At 59.5% G+C, this 17,219-nt stretch carries 19 protein-coding genes; 13 read left to right on the top strand and 6 right to left on the bottom strand.

Annotated elements, in window-relative coordinates; all coding sequences use genetic code 11:
• Nucleotides 1-149: 149 nt before the first annotated feature.
• Together hemJ and hemE are read right to left on the bottom strand one after the other, a co-directional pair.
• Nucleotides 150-686 (bottom strand): protoporphyrinogen oxidase HemJ, encoded by a 537-nt coding sequence (gene hemJ, locus AC1ECN_RS28385; protein ID WP_130662526.1) that lies wholly within the window; start codon nucleotides 684-686, stop codon nucleotides 150-152.
• Nucleotides 687-688: 2 nt separating this feature from the next.
• Nucleotides 689-1,735, bottom strand: coding sequence for a uroporphyrinogen decarboxylase (gene hemE / locus AC1ECN_RS28380; protein WP_130662527.1), 1,047 nt, complete (start codon nucleotides 1,733-1,735; stop codon nucleotides 689-691).
• Between the two features lie 401 nt (nucleotides 1,736-2,136).
• Between hemE and AC1ECN_RS28375 the strand changes: the two genes are divergently transcribed.
• Genes AC1ECN_RS28375 through dnaQ form a run of 5 tightly spaced genes read left to right on the top strand, consistent with a single transcriptional unit; the run spans nucleotide 2,137 to nucleotide 5,768 of the window.
• Nucleotides 2,137-2,958, top strand: coding sequence for a pyruvate, water dikinase regulatory protein (locus AC1ECN_RS28375; RefSeq protein ID WP_130662528.1), 822 nt, complete (start codon nucleotides 2,137-2,139; stop codon nucleotides 2,956-2,958).
• Between the two features lie 34 nt (nucleotides 2,959-2,992).
• Nucleotides 2,993-3,592, top strand: coding sequence for a Maf-like protein (locus AC1ECN_RS28370; RefSeq protein ID WP_130673309.1), 600 nt, complete (start codon nucleotides 2,993-2,995; stop codon nucleotides 3,590-3,592).
• Complete coding sequence (locus AC1ECN_RS28365) at nucleotides 3,585-4,442, top strand: shikimate dehydrogenase (RefSeq protein ID WP_018068927.1); 858 nt, start codon at nucleotides 3,585-3,587, stop codon at nucleotides 4,440-4,442. Before AC1ECN_RS28370 ends, AC1ECN_RS28365 begins: the two co-directional genes overlap by 8 nt.
• Nucleotides 4,442-5,053: a dephospho-CoA kinase gene (coaE, locus tag AC1ECN_RS28360; protein WP_018068926.1), complete on the top strand. Its 612-nt coding sequence runs from the start codon at nucleotides 4,442-4,444 to the stop codon at nucleotides 5,051-5,053. Before AC1ECN_RS28365 ends, coaE begins: the two co-directional genes overlap by 1 nt.
• Nucleotides 5,046-5,768, top strand: a complete 723-nt coding sequence (dnaQ, locus tag AC1ECN_RS28355) for a DNA polymerase III subunit epsilon (protein WP_018068925.1) — start codon at nucleotides 5,046-5,048, stop codon at nucleotides 5,766-5,768. The genes coaE and dnaQ overlap by 8 nt, the downstream gene beginning before the upstream one ends.
• Before the next feature lie 67 nt (nucleotides 5,769-5,835).
• Here dnaQ and secB read toward each other — a convergent pair whose 3' ends face one another.
• Nucleotides 5,836-6,318: a protein-export chaperone SecB gene (gene secB / locus AC1ECN_RS28350; RefSeq protein WP_003544086.1), complete on the bottom strand. Its 483-nt coding sequence runs from the start codon at nucleotides 6,316-6,318 to the stop codon at nucleotides 5,836-5,838.
• Nucleotides 6,319-6,419: 101 nt separating this feature from the next.
• Entirely contained in the window at nucleotides 6,420-6,926 is a 507-nt protein-coding gene (locus AC1ECN_RS28345; RefSeq protein ID WP_032989534.1) for an FxsA family protein, read from the bottom strand.
• A 131-nt stretch (nucleotides 6,927-7,057) separates the two neighbouring features.
• Between AC1ECN_RS28345 and AC1ECN_RS28340 the strand changes: the two genes are divergently transcribed.
• From AC1ECN_RS28340 to gyrB, 5 genes are all read left to right on the top strand, one after another.
• Entirely contained in the window at nucleotides 7,058-7,762 is a 705-nt protein-coding gene (locus AC1ECN_RS28340; RefSeq protein WP_477954824.1) for a Tim44/TimA family putative adaptor protein, read from the top strand.
• A complete protein-coding gene (gene mltA, locus AC1ECN_RS28335) occupies nucleotides 7,755-8,873 on the top strand; it encodes a murein transglycosylase A (protein ID WP_075225884.1) in 1,119 nt (372 codons plus the stop codon). The genes AC1ECN_RS28340 and mltA overlap by 8 nt, the downstream gene beginning before the upstream one ends.
• Nucleotides 8,873-9,439 (top strand): Smr/MutS family protein, encoded by a 567-nt coding sequence (locus AC1ECN_RS28330; protein WP_130673310.1) that lies wholly within the window; start codon nucleotides 8,873-8,875, stop codon nucleotides 9,437-9,439. The genes mltA and AC1ECN_RS28330 overlap by 1 nt, the downstream gene beginning before the upstream one ends.
• Nucleotides 9,436-9,813: a helix-turn-helix domain-containing protein gene (locus AC1ECN_RS28325; RefSeq protein ID WP_018068920.1), complete on the top strand. Its 378-nt coding sequence runs from the start codon at nucleotides 9,436-9,438 to the stop codon at nucleotides 9,811-9,813. The genes AC1ECN_RS28330 and AC1ECN_RS28325 overlap by 4 nt, the downstream gene beginning before the upstream one ends.
• A gap of 135 nt (nucleotides 9,814-9,948) precedes the next feature.
• Nucleotides 9,949-12,384, top strand: coding sequence for a DNA topoisomerase (ATP-hydrolyzing) subunit B (gene gyrB / locus AC1ECN_RS28320; protein WP_024322897.1), 2,436 nt, complete (start codon nucleotides 9,949-9,951; stop codon nucleotides 12,382-12,384).
• Nucleotides 12,385-12,479: 95 nt separating this feature from the next.
• Here gyrB and AC1ECN_RS28315 read toward each other — a convergent pair whose 3' ends face one another.
• Together AC1ECN_RS28315 and AC1ECN_RS28310 are read right to left on the bottom strand one after the other, a co-directional pair.
• The gene (locus AC1ECN_RS28315; protein WP_018068918.1) at nucleotides 12,480-13,079 is read right to left on the bottom strand and encodes a nitroreductase family protein; all 600 of its coding nucleotides are present in this window, start codon (nucleotides 13,077-13,079) and stop codon (nucleotides 12,480-12,482) included.
• Nucleotides 13,080-13,224: 145 nt separating this feature from the next.
• The gene (locus tag AC1ECN_RS28310) at nucleotides 13,225-13,509 is read right to left on the bottom strand and encodes a DUF2218 domain-containing protein (protein ID WP_130673311.1); all 285 of its coding nucleotides are present in this window, start codon (nucleotides 13,507-13,509) and stop codon (nucleotides 13,225-13,227) included.
• 193 nt (nucleotides 13,510-13,702) lie between these two features.
• Here AC1ECN_RS28310 and AC1ECN_RS28305 point away from each other — a divergent pair, with 193 nt between their 5' ends.
• From AC1ECN_RS28305 to AC1ECN_RS28295, 3 genes are all read left to right on the top strand, one after another.
• Entirely contained in the window at nucleotides 13,703-14,662 is a 960-nt protein-coding gene (locus AC1ECN_RS28305; protein WP_130673574.1) for a glutathione S-transferase family protein, read from the top strand.
• Nucleotides 14,663-14,804: 142 nt separating this feature from the next.
• Nucleotides 14,805-15,647 (top strand): fumarylacetoacetate hydrolase family protein, encoded by an 843-nt coding sequence (locus AC1ECN_RS28300; protein ID WP_018068915.1) that lies wholly within the window; start codon nucleotides 14,805-14,807, stop codon nucleotides 15,645-15,647.
• 204 nt (nucleotides 15,648-15,851) lie between these two features.
• On the top strand, nucleotides 15,852-17,129 hold the full coding sequence (locus tag AC1ECN_RS28295; protein ID WP_020397356.1) for a polyhydroxyalkanoate depolymerase: 1,278 nt from the start codon (nucleotides 15,852-15,854) through the stop codon (nucleotides 17,127-17,129).
• Nucleotides 17,130-17,219: the final 90 nt, after the last annotated feature.

Genomic DNA, 17,219 nt, shown 5'->3' with positions numbered 1-17,219 from the left:
GTCGTATTCGGTACCGCGAAAGGGCTCGCAGACGACTGAACTCTACACACATGCCACGTAGATGAGATGCGCGGAAAATAGCGACTCGCAATCGCTGCCGCAAGAGGGCTGCTTAAAATGAAGCAAATTTAACCTGAGGACGGTTTTCATCAGAACGGCTTCACCACGACGAGGATGACGATCAGGATCATCAGCACTGTCGGGGCCTCGTTCATGAACCGCCAATAACGCGCCGAGCGGCGATTTTCATCCCGCTCGAACGCTCCGACGGCGCGGCTGAAGAACATATGAACAGCGGTCAGCAATACGACGAGACCGATCTTGGCATGCAGCCAGCCGCCGTGGAATCCATAGACCGACCAGGCGAGATAGAGGCCGAAAATCCACGTCAACATCATCGCCGGCGTCATGATGATTCGAAGCAGCCGACGCTCCATCACCTTGAAGGTTTCCGATTGCACCGAGCCGGGCTCCGCATCGGTGTGATAGATGAACAGCCGCGGCATATAGAACAGCCCGGCCATCCAGGAAATGACCGCGATGATGTGCAGCGCCTTGATCCAGAGGTAGAGATTATCGGGGTTCCACGCAAAAAGCCCGACCGCCATCAGCGCGAAGAAGACCAGCGCAAAATGAGCCCGGCGCCTGGCGTAGGCGCCAGACCTCCGATCGGTCTGTTTTTCCATCGTCACGCCCCGCCTCGCACGCGCCCGCCTCGCACGTAATCGACCAGCATACGCACATGCTCGGGGTCAGCCTGCGGCGTAATGCCGTGACCGAGATTGAAGATCAGCGGTCCATTGCCGAGATGCTGCAAAATATCGTCGATGCCCTCTTCCAGTGCCCGGCCGCCGGCAACGACGCGCATCGGATCGAGATTGCCCTGAACCGGTCCGTCTTTCTGAAGTTCGGCGGCAAAGGCCAGCGGGACCGACCAGTCGAGGCCGATCGCATCAGCACCCGTCTTCTGACGATAGGTTTTCAGCTGGTAGCCGGCGCCCTTGGCAAAAGCGATGATGCGAGCATGTGGCCGTTGCGACTTGACGGAAGCAATCATCCGCGCAACCGGCCTGATCGCAAACGCTTCGAACTCCTTCTCGCCGAGAACACCAGCCCAGGAATCGAAGACCTGCACGGCATCGGCGCCGGCATCGATCTGGGCGACCAGATAGTCGGCCGATACGTCGGCAAGCAGCATCAGCAGATGCTCGAAGGCGCGGGGATGCCTGTAGGCGAAGAGGCGCGCGGGAGCCTGATCCGGCGTGCCGTGCCCGGCGATCATGTAGGTCGCAACCGTCCATGGCGCGCCGCAGAAGCCGAGCAGCGTCGTCTCCGCTGGCAACTCCTCACGCAGCCGTCGCACGGTCTCCAAAACCGGCCTGAGATAATCGACAACCGCTTCGCCATTCAATCTGCCGATCCCGGCTTCATCGATCGGATCCATCTCCGGGCCATGCCCCTCGGTGAACCGGACATTCCGCTTCATCGCATCGGGAATGACCAGGATATCGGAAAACAGTATGGCCGCATCAAAGCCATAGCGGCGGATCGGCTGCAATGTCACTTCGACGGCGTGGTCAGGGGTGTAGCAGAGATCGAGAAAACTCCCTGCCTTTGCCCGCGTCTCCCTATATTCCGGGAGATAACGTCCTGCCTGTCTCATCAGCCACAGAGGAGGAGGGGAGAGGCTCTCGCCACTCAAAACCCTCATGATCTTTCGGCGCGTATCGCTCAAGCGCTTCTTCCCTATAAAAAAACAAAGATATTTTAAAAGGTTTCTAATTCTTAGAGTCGGTGACTATCAAGGATTAAAATCCATCCACTGCCGTCGCCATTTGTCGCGCGCCTGCAAAACAACATCGGAAAGATTTGTCCATCTCGTCCGAATCTCGGGGAGAAGCTGAATCTGAAAATGATTCCAAATCCTTCTGGGTTGCCAATTTTTCTTATAGCTGTGGATAGGCTGTGGACCAGCTTTCAAGAAATAGATCTCTTCCCCATCGTCCACAGGGCCAATCAAAACCGACCCGCAAAATCCGAAATGTGGATAAGGAGGCATGTTTTCCCTTGCCGGAGACTGCCTTGCAGCCGTAGCTCTGTTTCATCCAGTGTTTTCAACAGGCAGCGGAAAATAGCGTGGAGAACAGAACGAACTTCTTTCATCTGCATCTGATTTCTGACTCAACGGGAGAGACTCTGATCTCCGCCGGGCGCGCCGCGTCCGCGCAGTTCAGATCGGCCCAGCCGATCGAACATGTCTATCCGCTGATCCGCAATCGCAAGCAGCTGCTGCCGGTTCTGCAGGCGATCGATGACGCCCCCGGCATCGTGCTCTACACCATTGTCGACCGGGAGCTTGCAAGCCTGATCGATGAGCGCTGCATCGAGATGGGCGTCGCCTCGGTGAATGTGCTGGAGCCGGTGATGAATGCCTTCCAGGTCTATCTCGGCGCCCCGTCGCGCCGTCGGGTCGGTGCCCAGCATGTGATGAATGCCGGCTACTTCGCGCGCATCGAAGCGCTGAATTTCACCATGGATCACGACGACGGCCAGATGCCCGACGACTACAACGACGCCGACGTCGTGATCATCGGCATCAGCCGTACCTCGAAAACACCGACCAGCATCTACCTCGCCAATCGAGGCATCAAGACGGCGAACATTCCGATCGTCTATGGTGTGCCATTGCCGGAGAGCCTCTTCGTCGCGAGCAAACCGCTGATCGTCTGCCTGATCGCCACCACCGACCGTATTTCCCAGGTGCGGGAAAATCGTGTGCTCGGTGTGACGCAGGGCTTCGATCGCGAGCACTACACCGATCGCGCCGCGATTTCGGAGGAGCTGAAATATGCCCGCTCACTTTGCGCCCGCCATAACTGGCCGCTGATCGACGTCACCCGCCGCTCAATCGAGGAAACGGCCGCAGCAATCGTTGCCCTGCGGCCGAAGCTGCGCTAAGCGCTGACGAAAAGCTGGCACGCCGAGGAACCCCATGACGCCGAAACTCATCCTTGCATCGTCGAGCCCCTTTCGCCGGATGCTGATGGAAAATGCCGGTCTGTCCTTCGAGGCACATGCCGCAAGGATCGATGAACGGGCCGTCGAAGCGCCGCTGGAAAAAGCCGGCGCTAAGCCTGACGCCGTGGCCCTCGTGCTGGCCAGGGCCAAGGCCGAAGAAGTCAGCAATCGTTTTCCGGATACCCTGGTCATCGGTTCGGATCAAACGATGTCACTCGGCGACAGCGTCTTCCATAAGCCGAAGGACATGACCGACGCGGCTAGTCATCTTCAAGCCCTTTCGGGAGTAACCCACCGATTGAACAGCGCCGTCGCCATCGTCAGCGATGGTGTGGTCTTGTGGGAACATCTCGCCCATGCGCAGCTGACAATGCGGCCGCTGACGGCGGAATTCATCGCCAGACATCTGGCCCGGGTTGGCGAACGGGCGCTTTCCAGCGTCGGCGCCTATCAATTGGAGGGGGAGGGCATCCAGCTCTTCGAGAAAATCGAGGGTGATTATTTCACCATTCTCGGCCTGCCGATGCTGCCGCTCTTAAAAAAATTGCGACAACTCGGAGCGATCGATGGGTGATTCACGTGAAACATTCGGGCCGAAAGCGTTTGTCACGGGCTTTCCCATCAAGCATTCGCGCTCACCACTGATCCACGGATATTGGCTGAAGACGCTTGGTCTGCCAGGCAGCTACCGCGCTCATGAAGTGGCACCCGAGGCCTTTGCCGATTTTATTCACTCGCTGAAGGATGGCAGTTCCGGCTTTATCGGAGGCAATGTCACCATTCCCCACAAGGAATTGGCGTTCCGGCTCGCCGACAAGCCGGACGCGTTATCGCAAGAACTCGGCGCTGCGAACACGCTCTGGCTGGAGGACGGCGCCCTGCATGCGACGAATACCGACGGTCGTGGCTTCATCGCCAATCTTGACGAACGCCATCCGGGCTGGGACCGGCGTGGCACGGCCGTGGTTTTTGGCGCCGGCGGCGCCAGCCGCGCGATCATCCAGGCGGTCCGTGATCGCGGGTTCAAGGAGATCCACGTCGTCAACCGCACCGTCGAACGCGCGCGCGAACTCGCGGATCGTTTTGGCCCGCGTGTACAGGCCCACCCGACCGGTGCGCTTGCCGAAGTGATGAAAGGCGCCGGCCTCTTCATCAATACCACCTCGCTCGGCATGGACGGCGAGGCGGCGCCGCAACTCGATTTCTCGCCTCTTGCGGCCGATGCCGTCGTCACCGATATCGTTTATGTGCCCTTGAAGACGCCGATCCTGGCACAGGCGGAAGAGCAAGGATTTCCCATCGTTGATGGTCTCGGCATGCTCTTGCACCAGGCCGTGCCCGGATTCGAGAAATGGTTCGGCCAGCGTCCCATCGTCGACGCGGCGCTACGCGCGCTCATCATCGCGGATATGGAAGCACACTGATGCTGAAGATTGGTCTCACCGGCTCCATCGGAATGGGAAAATCGACGGCGGCAAAGCTCTTTGCCGACACAGGAATCCCGGTGAATGATTCGGATGCCGTGGTTCACGATCTCTATGCCGGCGAGGCTGCACCCCTGGTGAATGCTGCCTTCCCCGGCACGATGAAGGATGGAGCAGTCGACCGACATGAACTCGGCCGCCAGCTCGCCCTTGATCCTGCCGGCTTCAAACGCCTGGAAGCGATCGTCCATCCGCTGGTTCGCAAACGCGAGACGGAATTTCTAGAGCGGCAACGCGCCGCCGGCGCCGACATGGTACTGCTCGATATTCCATTACTTTTCGAAACCGGCGCCGAGGCAAGAGTGGATGTAATCGTCGTCGTCAGCACTGATCCACAGATTCAGCGCCAAAGGGTGCTTGCGCGCGAAGACATGACCGAGGAAAAATTCGACATGATTCTCTCCCGCCAGACGCCGGACGCCGAAAAACGGCGGCGGGCCGATTATCTGGTCGATACCAGTCACAGTATCGCGACGACGAGGGAACGAGTGCTTGAGATCGTCGCCGACCTGAAAACGCGGATTGCCAAGGGAGATTTCCGGAATGCGTGAGATCATCTTCGATACGGAAACAACCGGCCTCGACAACCGCGCCGACCGCATCATCGAAATCGGCGGCATCGAGCTCTTCAATCATTTCCCCACAGGCAACACGATCCATATTTTCATCAATCCCGGAGATCAGAAGGTTCATCCGGATGCGCTCGCCGTGCACGGCATCACCGATGAATTTCTGAAGGACAAGCAGCCTTTCGCGGAAGTTGCCGAACAAATCCTCACCTTCTTCGGCAATGCGAAGTGGATTGCCCATAACGCCACCTTCGATATGGGCTTCATCAACGCGGAATTCGCGCGCATCGGTTTGCCGCCAATCCTGCCGGAACGGGTGCTCGATACCTTGTCGATGGCGCGGCGCAAACATCCGATGGGGCCGAATTCGCTCGATGCGCTCTGCCGGCGCTACGGCATCGATAATTCGCACCGCACCAAACACGGCGCGCTGCTCGACTCCGAACTGCTTGCCGAAGTTTATATCGAGATGATCGGCGGCAGACAGGCAGCCCTCGGCCTCGGCATGGCCGGCAAATCCAGCCAGGCGGATCGCGGCGACATGGCGATGGAAGACGATGTGGTAATTGCCGCCGTGCTCGAGCGGCCCCGGCCGCTCGCCCCGCGCCTCAGCCAAACCGAGGAGCAGGCGCATGAGGCGCTCATCGCCAAACTCGGTGAAAAAAGCATCTGGGCGAAATACGCCAACCTCGATTAAACCGGCCCTCAATTGAAAATGCCCGGGACCAGCCCGGGCATCCGCATTTCAAACAAGAAAGACCCGGTCAGTTCGGAACGGCCTGAACCTTGGCGCGGGCCTGTTCTTCGGCAACGCGCTGAGCGAACATCTGCGTGAAGTCGATCGGGTCGATCATCAGCGGCGGGAAACCGCCGTTGCGGGTGACGTCGGCGATGATCTGACGAGCGAAGGGGAAGAGCATGCGCGGGCACTCGATGAAGAGAACCGGCAGCATGTGTTCCTGCGGGAAACCGGCAACGCGGAAAACGCCGCCATAGGTGAGTTCGGCATGGAAAACCGTCTTGTCGCCGTCCTTGGCTTCGGCATTCAGCGACAGCACGACATCGAAATCCGTATCGGAAAGCGGGTTGGCGTTGACGTTCACATTGATGTTGATCGTCGGCGCCTTGTCGCGGGCCTGCAGCGAACGCGGAGCACCCGGATTTTCGAAGGACAGATCCTTGGTATATTGCGCAAGGATCGAAAGGGTGGGGTTGGCCGCACCGTTGCTGTTGTTATCGTCTGCCATTGGCTTTTCCTCGAGGGGCATGGGAATGGTGCCGCCATCTAACATTTCAGGGAAGGGCTTACAACCCTGGGCGATTGGCGCGGTTGATCAGCCGCAGTGCCTCAGTCGCCGAGATGCTTGCCGGACCACGGCGAGTTGCGATCCGGCTCTCTATGATAGTCCTCCTCGTCGAGATCGACCACCTTCGAATTCGGCTTGCGGTCGCGGAAATCGGGTTGCGGGCCAGAGGAAGAGCCGCCCTTGGCATTGACGACGACGAAGCGTTTGGCGATCGTCCGCCAGACGAGATCGCGCACCGGCGGAATGAGAATGAGGATCGCGATGATATCTGTGAGGAAGCCRGGAATGATCAGGAGCAGCGAGGCGATGACGTTCATCGCCGGCCGCAGCAGGTCGCGGCCCGGCATCACCCCATTTCGTCCTTCGCTCGACATTTGGCGCAAAATACCAATGCCCTGCCTGCGCAGCAGAACCACGCCGAGAACGAAACCCAGCATGACGAGCGCGAGCGTCAACCACAATCCGATCGCCCGGCCGACGACGACGAAACCGGCAATTTCGGCGAGCGGCAACAGCAGAATGAAAGCTGGCAGGATCGAAAAACGCATGTCGGTCATGTCCCGGGCTCACCGGTCTCCTCTTGGCGCCGGCGAAGATGCCAGCCATCATTTGAATCATCTGTATAGGCAGACTATATGGGAGTACAAATCAGAGATGTTAACGGCGGCTGCGATACGATATGAGTTCGAACGACTTCATCACATTATTTTTCCTGGTGGCGGCTGTGCTGATTTTCTTTCAGCTCCGCTCCGTGCTCGGACGCCGCACAGGAAATGAGAAGCCGCCGCGCGATCTCTATACGCCGCGGGATGCGGCTCCGGCCGAAGCCGCCGATGCCGGCAAGGTCGTGACGCTACCGCGGCGCGATGCGACAACGGAGGATGAGGATCGCTTCGCTGCCATCGATGCTTTCGCGGCACCCGGAACGCCGCTCAACGAATCGCTGCGCGCGCTGAACAAGGCCGATCCCGCCTTCAGCCCGAAGGAGTTTCTGAACGGCGCCCGCATGGCTTACGAGATGATCGTCATGGCCTATGCCGATGGCGACCRGAAAACGCTGAAGAACTTGCTGTCCCGCGAAGTCTATGACGGGTTCGACGCGGCGATCGGCGAGCGCGAGGCCCGGGGCGAGAAGGTGAAGTCCACCTTCGTCGGCATCGACAAGGCCGAAATCACCCATGCGGAAACAAAGGGCAGCGAAGCGCAGATCACCGTGCGCATCGTCAGCCAGCTGATATCGGCCACCTACGACAAGGCGGATGTGCTGATTGAAGGCGACGCCGAAAACGTCGCCGAGGTCAACGACCTCTGGACCTTCGCCCGCGACACCCGCTCGCGCGATCCGAACTGGAAACTCGTGGCGACCGAATCGGAACATGAGTGACCACGCATCGGACTTCGTCCTGCAGGCCATAAGCTTCGACACTCTGGAAGGCTGGAAGGATGATGATCCCTCCGGCCTTTTTGAAGTCATGCGAAGCTGCCGCCGGCAGATCACCGATGTCAAACCGTACCGCACCGGATCGCTTGGCCTGAGCTCGGAAGACCTGCTTCCGCTTCTCGCCGCCGCCGAAGATTTCACGCCATCATCTCCGGCATCGGCACGAGGCCTTTTCGAGACACACTGTCGGCCCTTTCTGATCCGCCGCAAGGATGGCAATTCCGGCTTCGTCACCGCCTTCTACGAACCAGATATCGACGTGTCGGAACGGCCGGACGAAATTTTCCGTTTTCCTTTCTACAGGCGTCCGGACGATCTGATCGATCTCGACGATGCCAATCGCCCCGCCGAACTCGACAAGGCCTATGCTTTTGGCCGTCTGCATGACGGCCGCGTCGCTGCCTATCCGGACCGCCGCGCCATCGATCAGGGGTTTCTCGAAGGCCGCGGCCTCGAAATCGCCTGGGCGAAGTCGAAGGTGGATGTCTTCTTCGTGCATGTGCAAGGTGCTGCCCGCCTGCGTTATGAGGATGGTCGTATCGGCCGCATCACCTACGCGGCGAAAGCCGGCCATCCCTTCTCGGCGATCGGCAAGCTGCTGATCGAGCGAGGAGAGATCGATCGGGCGGAGATTTCAATGCAGGCGATCCGTGCCTGGCTGGCGCGCAATCCCGAGCGCGTCGACGATGTGTTATGGCATAACCACTCTTATATTTTCTTCCGTGATGCACCGGTTGCCGATCCGAAGGCAGGTCCGATCGCGGCCGCCAAGGTGCCGCTTCTCGCCGGTCGCTCGCTTGCGGTCGACCGGATGATCCATACCTTCGGCTTTCCCTTTTTCATTCGCGGCGAAAGCCTCACCCATCTCGACCAGGGCCGGCCGTTCCGCCGGCTGATGCTGGCGCTCGATACTGGCTCGGCGATTGTCGGGCCGGCGCGAGGTGATATCTTCACCGGCTCGGGGGACATGGCCGGAGAACGTGCCGGCACCGTCCGCAACGACGCCGATTTCGTCATCCTCATTCCCAATGCCGCCGCCGGACGATTCGACTGATGGCCAGGGATCGCAAGCTGAGTGCGGATGAGAGGATCCTCTGGGGCAAGGTTGCCCGCAGCACGCGACCGATGCCCGGTAAGGCGGGGGCGTTGACCGAACTCGATGCCTTTCTTGCTGAAGCCGAAGCGGCGGCCGAACGGGAACAGGAAAAGCAGACGCCCGCCACGCCCATGCCGCTGCAGCCGACAGCACCGTCAATGGCAAAGCCATCGGCCGGGGTGCATCATCCGCTGGAAATGCCGGTCAAGCGTAAAATCGCCAAGGGCCGGCTGGCGCTCGAAGCGCGGATCGACCTGCACGGGCTGGTGCAGAGCGAGGCCCATGCCATCCTTCTTGATTTCCTGATCCGCGCCCACGAGCGCGGCATGCGCCATGTGCTGGTCATTACGGGTAAGGGCAGCTCCATGGGCAGCGAGGGCGCGCTCAAGCGGGCCGTGCCTCTCTGGTTCTCGAAGCCGGAATTCCGCTACCTGATCTCCTCCTATGAGTCGGCCGCACAGCATCATGGCGGTGAGGGCGCGCTCTACATTCGCCTGTCGCGGCGGCATGGGGAAAGGCCATGACACCCTTCGGAGAGGCGGTTCGCAGGCTGAGAGCGCGCAAGGGCGTCTCGCAGAAGGAGATGGCGGAAGCCCTGAATGTCTCTCCCGCCTATCTCTCGGCGCTCGAACATGGAAAGCGTGGGCTGCCGACATTCGATCTGCTGCAGCGCATCGCCGGTTATTTCAACATCATCTGGGACGAGGCCGAGGAACTGTTCCTGCTCGCCCGCTCGTCCGACCCGCGCGTCGTGATCGACACCTCCGGCCTTCCCCCCGAATATACCGAATTTGCCAACCGGCTGGCGCGGCGAATCCGCAGCCTTGACAGCGCCGAGATAGGCCGGCTATCGGCTCTTCTCGAAAATGGCGGCAAAGGCGACGGAAAAGCGTCATAATCCCCTGTTTTATGCCTTGTTTTAGGGGCTTGCCATTGGGAACTGGGTTCAAAAAACCTATATACGAGAGTGAAGAAAGCCGGTGATTCGCAAGGCGCGCCGCAGCTTTACGACAACAGGGAAAATCTCGACAGAATGAGCGATACATCCGCGACGGAAAACGGCGTAAGCACCGAATATGGCGCAGATTCCATCAAGGTTCTGAAGGGCCTCGATGCCGTGCGTAAACGCCCCGGCATGTATATCGGCGATACCGACGATGGCTCCGGCCTTCATCACATGGTTTATGAAGTCGTCGACAACGCGATCGACGAAGCGCTTGCCGGTCATGCCGACATCGTCACCGTCACCCTCAATCCGGATGGCTCGGTGACCGTCACCGACAACGGTCGTGGCATCCCGACGGACATTCACACCGGTGAGGGCGTGTCGGCTGCCGAAGTCATCATGACGCAACTTCATGCCGGCGGTAAGTTCGACCAGAATTCCTACAAGGTTTCCGGCGGCCTGCACGGCGTCGGCGTCTCCGTCGTCAACGCGCTGTCCGTCTGGTTGAAGCTGAAGATCCGCCGTCACGACAAGATCCATGAAATGAGCTTCACCCATGGCGTGGCAGATGCTCCACTGAAGGTTACGGGCGACGCGCCGAATGAGACCGGCACGGAAGTGAGCTTCATGCCGAGCACCGGCACCTTCACCATGACCGAGTTCGACTACGGCACGCTGGAGCATCGCCTTCGCGAGCTCGCCTTCCTGAATTCAGGCGTTCGCATCCTGCTGACCGACAAGCGCCATTCCGATATCAGGCAGGAAGAGCTGCGTTATGACGGCGGCCTCGAGGCTTTCGTCGCCTATCTGGACCGCGCCAAGAAGTCGCTCGTCGACAAGCCGGTTGCCATCCACGGCGAAAAAGACGGCATCACCGTCGAAGTCGCGATGTGGTGGAACGACAGCTATCATGAGAACGTGCTCTGCTTCACCAACAACATCCCTCAGCGCGACGGCGGCACGCATATGGCCGGTTTCCGCGCGGCGCTGACGCGCCAGGTCGTTTCCTATGCCGACAGTTCCGGAATCACCAAAAGGGAAAAGGTAACGCTGCAGGGCGAAGATTGCCGCGAAGGCCTGACGGCGGTTCTGTCGGTCAAGGTGCCGGATCCGAAATTCTCCTCGCAGACCAAGGATAAGCTCGTTTCCTCGGAAGTCCGTCCTGTTGTCGAAAGTCTCGTCAACGAGGCGCTGAACACCTGGTTCGAAGAACATCCGAGCGAAGCCAAAATCCTCGTCGGCAAGGTCGTCGAGGCCGCCGCCGCACGCGAAGCCGCCCGCAAGGCCCGCGAGTTGACCCGCCGCAAGGGCGCACTCGATATCGCTTCGCTGCCGGGCAAGCTTGCTGACTGCTCCGAGCGTGATCCGACAAAGTCCGAAGTCTTCCTCGTCGAGGGCGATTCCGCCGGCGGCTCGGCCAAGCAGGGCCGCTCACGCGAGAACCAGGCGATCCTGCCGCTGCGCGGCAAGATCCTGAACGTCGAACGCGCCCGATTCGACAAGATGCTGTCGAGCCAGGAAATCGGCACATTGATCACCGCGCTCGGCACCGGCATCGGCAAGGACGAGTTCAATGTCGAAAAGCTGCGCTACCACAAGATCATCATCATGACGGACGCCGATGTCGACGGCGCCCATATCCGCACCCTGCTGCTGACCTTCTTCTTCCGCCAGATGCCGCAACTGATCGAGCGCGGTCATCTCTATATCGCCCAGCCGCCGCTCTATAAGGTCTCGCGCGGCAAGTCGGTGCAGTATCTGAAGGATGAGAAGGCGCTCGAAGAATATCTTATCAGCCAGGGCCTGGAAGATGCTTCGCTGAGGCTCGGTAGCGGCGAGGTTCGCGCCGGCCAGGATCTGCGCGAGGTCATCCTCGATGCTCTGCGCATGCGCGCGCTGCTCGACAATCTCCATTCGCGCTATAATCGTTCCGCCGTCGAACAAGCGGCGATTGCCGGCGCCCTCAACGCCGAGCTCGCCAGCGAGCCGGGGAGAGCGCTGGCGCTGGCAAACGAAGTGGCAGGGCGCCTCGACATCATCGCTGAGGAAACCGAGCGCGGCTGGCAGGGCGATGTGACAACCGATGGCGGGCTGCGCCTTGAGCGCATGGTCCGCGGCGTCAGGGAAATCGTCGTGATCGACATGGCGCTGATCGGTTCCTCGGATGCCCGTCACATCGACCAGCTGACGGGGCGCCTCAAGGAAATCTATCAGACGCCGCCGTCGCTACATCGCCGCGAAGGCGACATCGAAATCTCTGGCCCGCGCGCCCTGCTCGATGCGATCTTCACGAGCGGCCGCAAGGGCCTCACCATGCAGCGCTACAAGGGCCTTGGCGAGATGAATGCCGAGCAGCTCTGGGAAACGACGCTCGATCCGAATGTGCGTTCGCTGCTGCAGGTCAGGGTCAACGACGCCACCGACGCCGATGGTCTCTTCGCCCGCCTGATGGGGGACGAAGTCGAACCGCGGCGCGAATTCATCCAGGACAATGCGCTGAGCGTTGCAAACCTTGATATCTAATTGATATTTCAGAAAATAAATGGCCCCGCTGTCCTTTAGGATGGCGGGGCTTTCGTTTGCCCGATATCTACTTGGCCCTTGGCCCTTGGCTTCGCTTAATTCGCGACGAAGCGCCCGTTGAAGGCGACCTCGGAGAGCGGCTTGCGTTGGCTCGGGAATTCGCGCGCCTGATTGCGTTCGGAAAGAACGCTCTTGTCGGCCAGCCGGCCGACGGCGACGCCTGCCTCGACCCGGTATCCCTCGGGAATGCTGAATGCCTGGCTGATTTCCTCGTGTTTGATGCCGCCCATGCCATGGGCGTAAAAGCCGGAGAGGCGCGCCTGGATCGCCAGATGCCCCCATGCCGCACCGGCATCGAAGGAATGGGTGTAGCTCGGCTTTTCCTCAGCCGAGCCGGCAGCCCCGGTGAAGGCGCGCGACACGACGAAGATCAGCGCCGATGCATTCCTGGCCCATTCCTGGTTGGAATCGTTGAGCAAGGCGACGAATTTCTCCCAAGATTCCGAACCCTTGAGGCCATAAATGAAACGCCAGGGCTGGTGGTTGGCCGACGAYGGCGCCCAATGGGCGGCGTCGAGCAAACCGAGTAGCTGCGCTTCCTCGATGATTTCACCGGTGAAGGCGCGGGGCGACCAGCGGTCAAGAAACATCGGATCGACCGGATATTCGGATTCGCGGTGATTGCTCTTCGTCATGCTTGTTCCAAGGTTCGGGTGGAAAATTTGGATCGGGGCTGGGCTTGACGCATGTCGCGCAAAGCGTCAGCGGTATTGCGGTAACGATATGCGTAAAAAAAAAGATCTAAAGCGCGAGAAGCGTAGCTGAAAGATGGCGACGCGCTTAGTCCGTCCAGACGATGTCGAGTTCTTCGCGGAAGGCGAAGCGCTTCAGATGATCGTCGATGACGTGCTGCATCCTTTCCTGTTGCGAGGGATCGGCGACGGAAAGTGTCATGGTCAGCGTCGCACCGTCGGCCGCAAGGGTCACCTCGGCCGTATCGCTGAACGGCACCCGGCCCTTCAGAGGATCAAAATCGACGCTGAACTTGTGGCTCCAGTGTTTGCAGAGCTGCTGCAGGTAGCGGCTTGCATGTTCGGTCGGCACGACGACCTTCGAGAGATGCATTTCGAACTCCACGTCACTAAAGCGCCGAAAGATTGCGACGCGCTTTAGCGGAGTCATATTTCCTGCTTCACCGGCTTGGCAAGCGCAGCATCGTCGCAGTTTGGGTGTACAGACTGTCCTCATGAGAGCGGCCTGACGCCGGCGTCGGAGCAGGATAATGAACTGTCTTAATCAATCGATCGGGGAGTTGCGCATGCTGGCGAACGGAAAATGGACGGAAGACTGGCAGCCCGTTCAGGCAAAGGACGAAAAGGGCGGCTTCGTCCGCCAGACGTCGAGTTTCCGCAATTGGGTGACCCCGGATGGCAGCGCCGGGCCGACCGGCGAAGGCGGCTTTGAAGCCAGCGCCGGCCGTTACCATCTCTATGTCGCTTATATCTGCCCCTGGGCCTCGCGCACCCTGATCGGCCGCAAGCTCAAGGGCTTGGAAGACGTCATCTCGGTCTCGGTCGTCGAACCGCTGCTGAGCAAGCAGGGTTGGCGCTTCGGTGATTATCCCGGCGCGACGGAGGATCACGTCAACGGCGTAACCTATATGCATGAAATCTATACCAGAGCGGCGCCGGATTTCACCGGCCGGGCCACCGTGCCGGTTCTCTGGGACAAGCAGAAAAAGACCGTCGTCAACAATGAATCCGCCGATATTCTGCGTATGCTGAACAGCGGCTTCGGCGGTCTGGCAAAAAATCCGATCGATCTTTACCCGGCGGAGACGCGCACCGAGATCGATGCTTTCAACGATCGCATCTATCCTGATCTCAACAACGGCGTCTACCGCGCCGGTTTCGCCACCACGCAGATCGCCTATGAGGAAGCCTTTGCCGATGTCTTTTCCTGCCTCGACTGGGTCGAGCAGCAGTTCGAGGGCCGGTCTTTTCTCTTCGCCGATCATCCCACCGAGAGCGATATCCGGCTTTTTGTAACGCTGGTGCGCTTCGACGTCGCCTATCACGGCATCTTCAAATGCAATCTGCGCCGGCTTTCTGATTATGCCAATCTGCGCGCCTTCTGCCGCCGCATGCTGGATTGGCCGGGCATCGGTGAAACGGTGAACCTCAATCACATCAAGCGCGGCTACTATTCGATCGAAAGCCTCAATCCGACGAAGATCGTTCCCGCCGGCCCTGATCTAGCGGAAATTTTTGGAGCATGATGCCGAAAGATACGGGCGGTTCTCGGCGGAAATCACCCAAATCGCGGAAAAGCCGTACCGCTTCCCGGCAAAGCCGTAATGACACCGATGAATAATTCGTTCATAGGTGGTTGCAAATCCGTTTTCGATGAGGAGGAATTCCATGAAGCTGATGCGTGTTGGCGAAGCTGGCAGTGAAAAACCAGCACTTCTCGATGCCGATGGCAAGATCCGCGATCTCTCCGGTCATGTCGCCGATATCGGCGGTGAAGCGATCACACCGACAGGCCTTGCAAAGATAGCGGCGATCGATCCGAAGAGCCTTCCGGAAATCGCACCCGGCCGCATTGGCGCCTGCGTCGCGGGCACTGGCAAATTCATCTGCATCGGCTTGAATTATTCGGATCATGCTGCCGAAACCGGTGCGACCGTGCCGCCCGAGCCGATCATCTTCATGAAAGCAACATCCGCAATCGTCGGGCCGAACGACAATGTCGTCATTCCCCGCGGTTCGGAAAAGACCGATTGGGAAGTCGAACTCGGCGTCGTCATCGGCAAAACTGCCAAATATGTAACGGAAGCCGAAGCGCTGGATTATGTCGCCGGTTATTGCGTCTCCAATGACGTCTCCGAGCGCGCTTTCCAGACCGAGCGGGCCGGTCAATGGACCAAGGGCAAATCCTGCGACACCTTTGGCCCGATCGGCCCCTGGCTCGTAACCAAGGATGAAATTCCGGAACCGCAGAACCTCGGCATGTGGCTGACGGTCAACGGCCAGAAGATGCAGAACGGCTCATCGAAGACGATGGTTTACGGGGTTGCCTTCCTGGTCTCTTACCTCAGCCAGTTCATGTCGCTGCATCCCGGGGACGTGATCTCGACCGGCACGCCTCCGGGCGTCGGCATGGGCCTCAAGCCGCCGCGCTATCTCAAGAACGGCGACGTGGTCGAACTCGGAATCGAAGGTCTCGGCACGCAGAAGCAGACCTTCGTAGCGGATCGTTAACGACGCTTCCTGTTGAGAAACTTAAGTTTTCAGGTCGATTATGATGCCGGGGATCAATTCTCCGGCATTTCTTGTGTGGGTTTGGTTCGTTAATGTTGCTGTGCAACAAAAACCTGTTAGTCTGCGCGACGTGCCCGCGTTACGAAAAGAGTCGATGTCTTTCAATCGGCGTCATCTTTTCGATAGAGAAAGGTGGCGCCTTCCGTGTTTTATCAGCTTTATGAATTGAACCATGCMGCCATGGCGCCGTTTCGCGCCGCGGCCGATATCATGCGATTTGCCTATGCCAATCCGCTGAACCCGTTCTCCCACACGCCGTTCGGCCGGACGATGGCGGCAAGCCTCGAAATGTTCGAGCGCACGACGCGCCGCTACGGCAAACCGGAATTCGGTCTGAAGCAGACGACGATCGGTGACCGGACGGTTTCCGTCCGCGAAGAGGTCGTCTGGTCGCGACCCTTCTGCAATCTCCTGCATTTCGCCCGCAGCGTTCCAGCCGCCCGCGGCAATGATCCGCGCATACTGATCGTCGCGCCGATGTCCGGCCACTATGCTACGCTATTGCGCGGCACGGTCGAGGCGCTGCTGCCGAGTGCCGATATCTACATCACCGACTGGATCGACGCCCGCATGGTGCCGATGACGGAAGGAACGTTCGATTTCGACGATTACGTCGACTACGTCATCGAGATGCTGCATTTCCTCGGTCACGATACGCATGTCATCGCCGTCTGTCAGCCTTCCGTTCCGGTGCTGGCAGCCGCTGCCGTGATGGAAGAAGCCAGGGATCCGCTTTCGCCGGCGTCGATGACGCTGATGGGCGGCCCGATCGACACGCGCATCAACCCGACGGCGGTCAACAAGCTCGCCCAGGAGCGGTCGCTGCAGTGGTTCTCCGACAATGTCATCATGAACGTGCCCTGGCCGCAGCCGGGCTTCATGCGCCCGGTCTACCCAGGGTTCCTGCAGCTTTCGGGCTTCATGTCGATGAATCTTGATCGCCACCTCGTCGCGCATAAGGAATTCTTCATGCATCTCGTGAAGAACGACGGCGAGCCGGAAAGACATCGCGATTTCTACGACGAATATCTCGCCGTCATGGATCTGACCGCCGAATTCTATCTGCAGACGGTGGAGCAGGTCTTCATCAAGCATGCGCTGCCGAAGGGCGAGCTGATGCATCGCGGCAAACGCGTCGATCCGGCGGCAATTCGCAATGTGGCGCTGCTGACCGTCGAAGGTGAGAATGACGACATCTCCGGGGTCGGCCAGACAATGGCGGCGCAGACCATCTGCGTGAACATTCCCGAAGATATGCGCATGCATTATCTTCAGCCGGATGTCGGCCATTATGGTGTTTTCAACGGCTCGCGTTTCCGCCGCGAGATCGCGCCGCGCATTATCGATTTCGTCCGCCAGCATTCGCGTTCCGCCGTTAGGCCTCCGCTCCCGCGTGTCATCAAGGGCGGCCGAACGGGCTGAATCAGGGATAGCTGAATTAGCAAAATGGATTCAAGGCCTTGTCCGATTTCGCGGGCAATCGTCTTGAAGGCGGTTATTGCGGTAACCACA

Source organism: Rhizobium sp. 01N447_2, from assembly GCF_056399245.1.
Note: the sequence above shows the minus strand (reverse complement) of the source record. Positions and strands in the feature narration are given on the sequence as shown.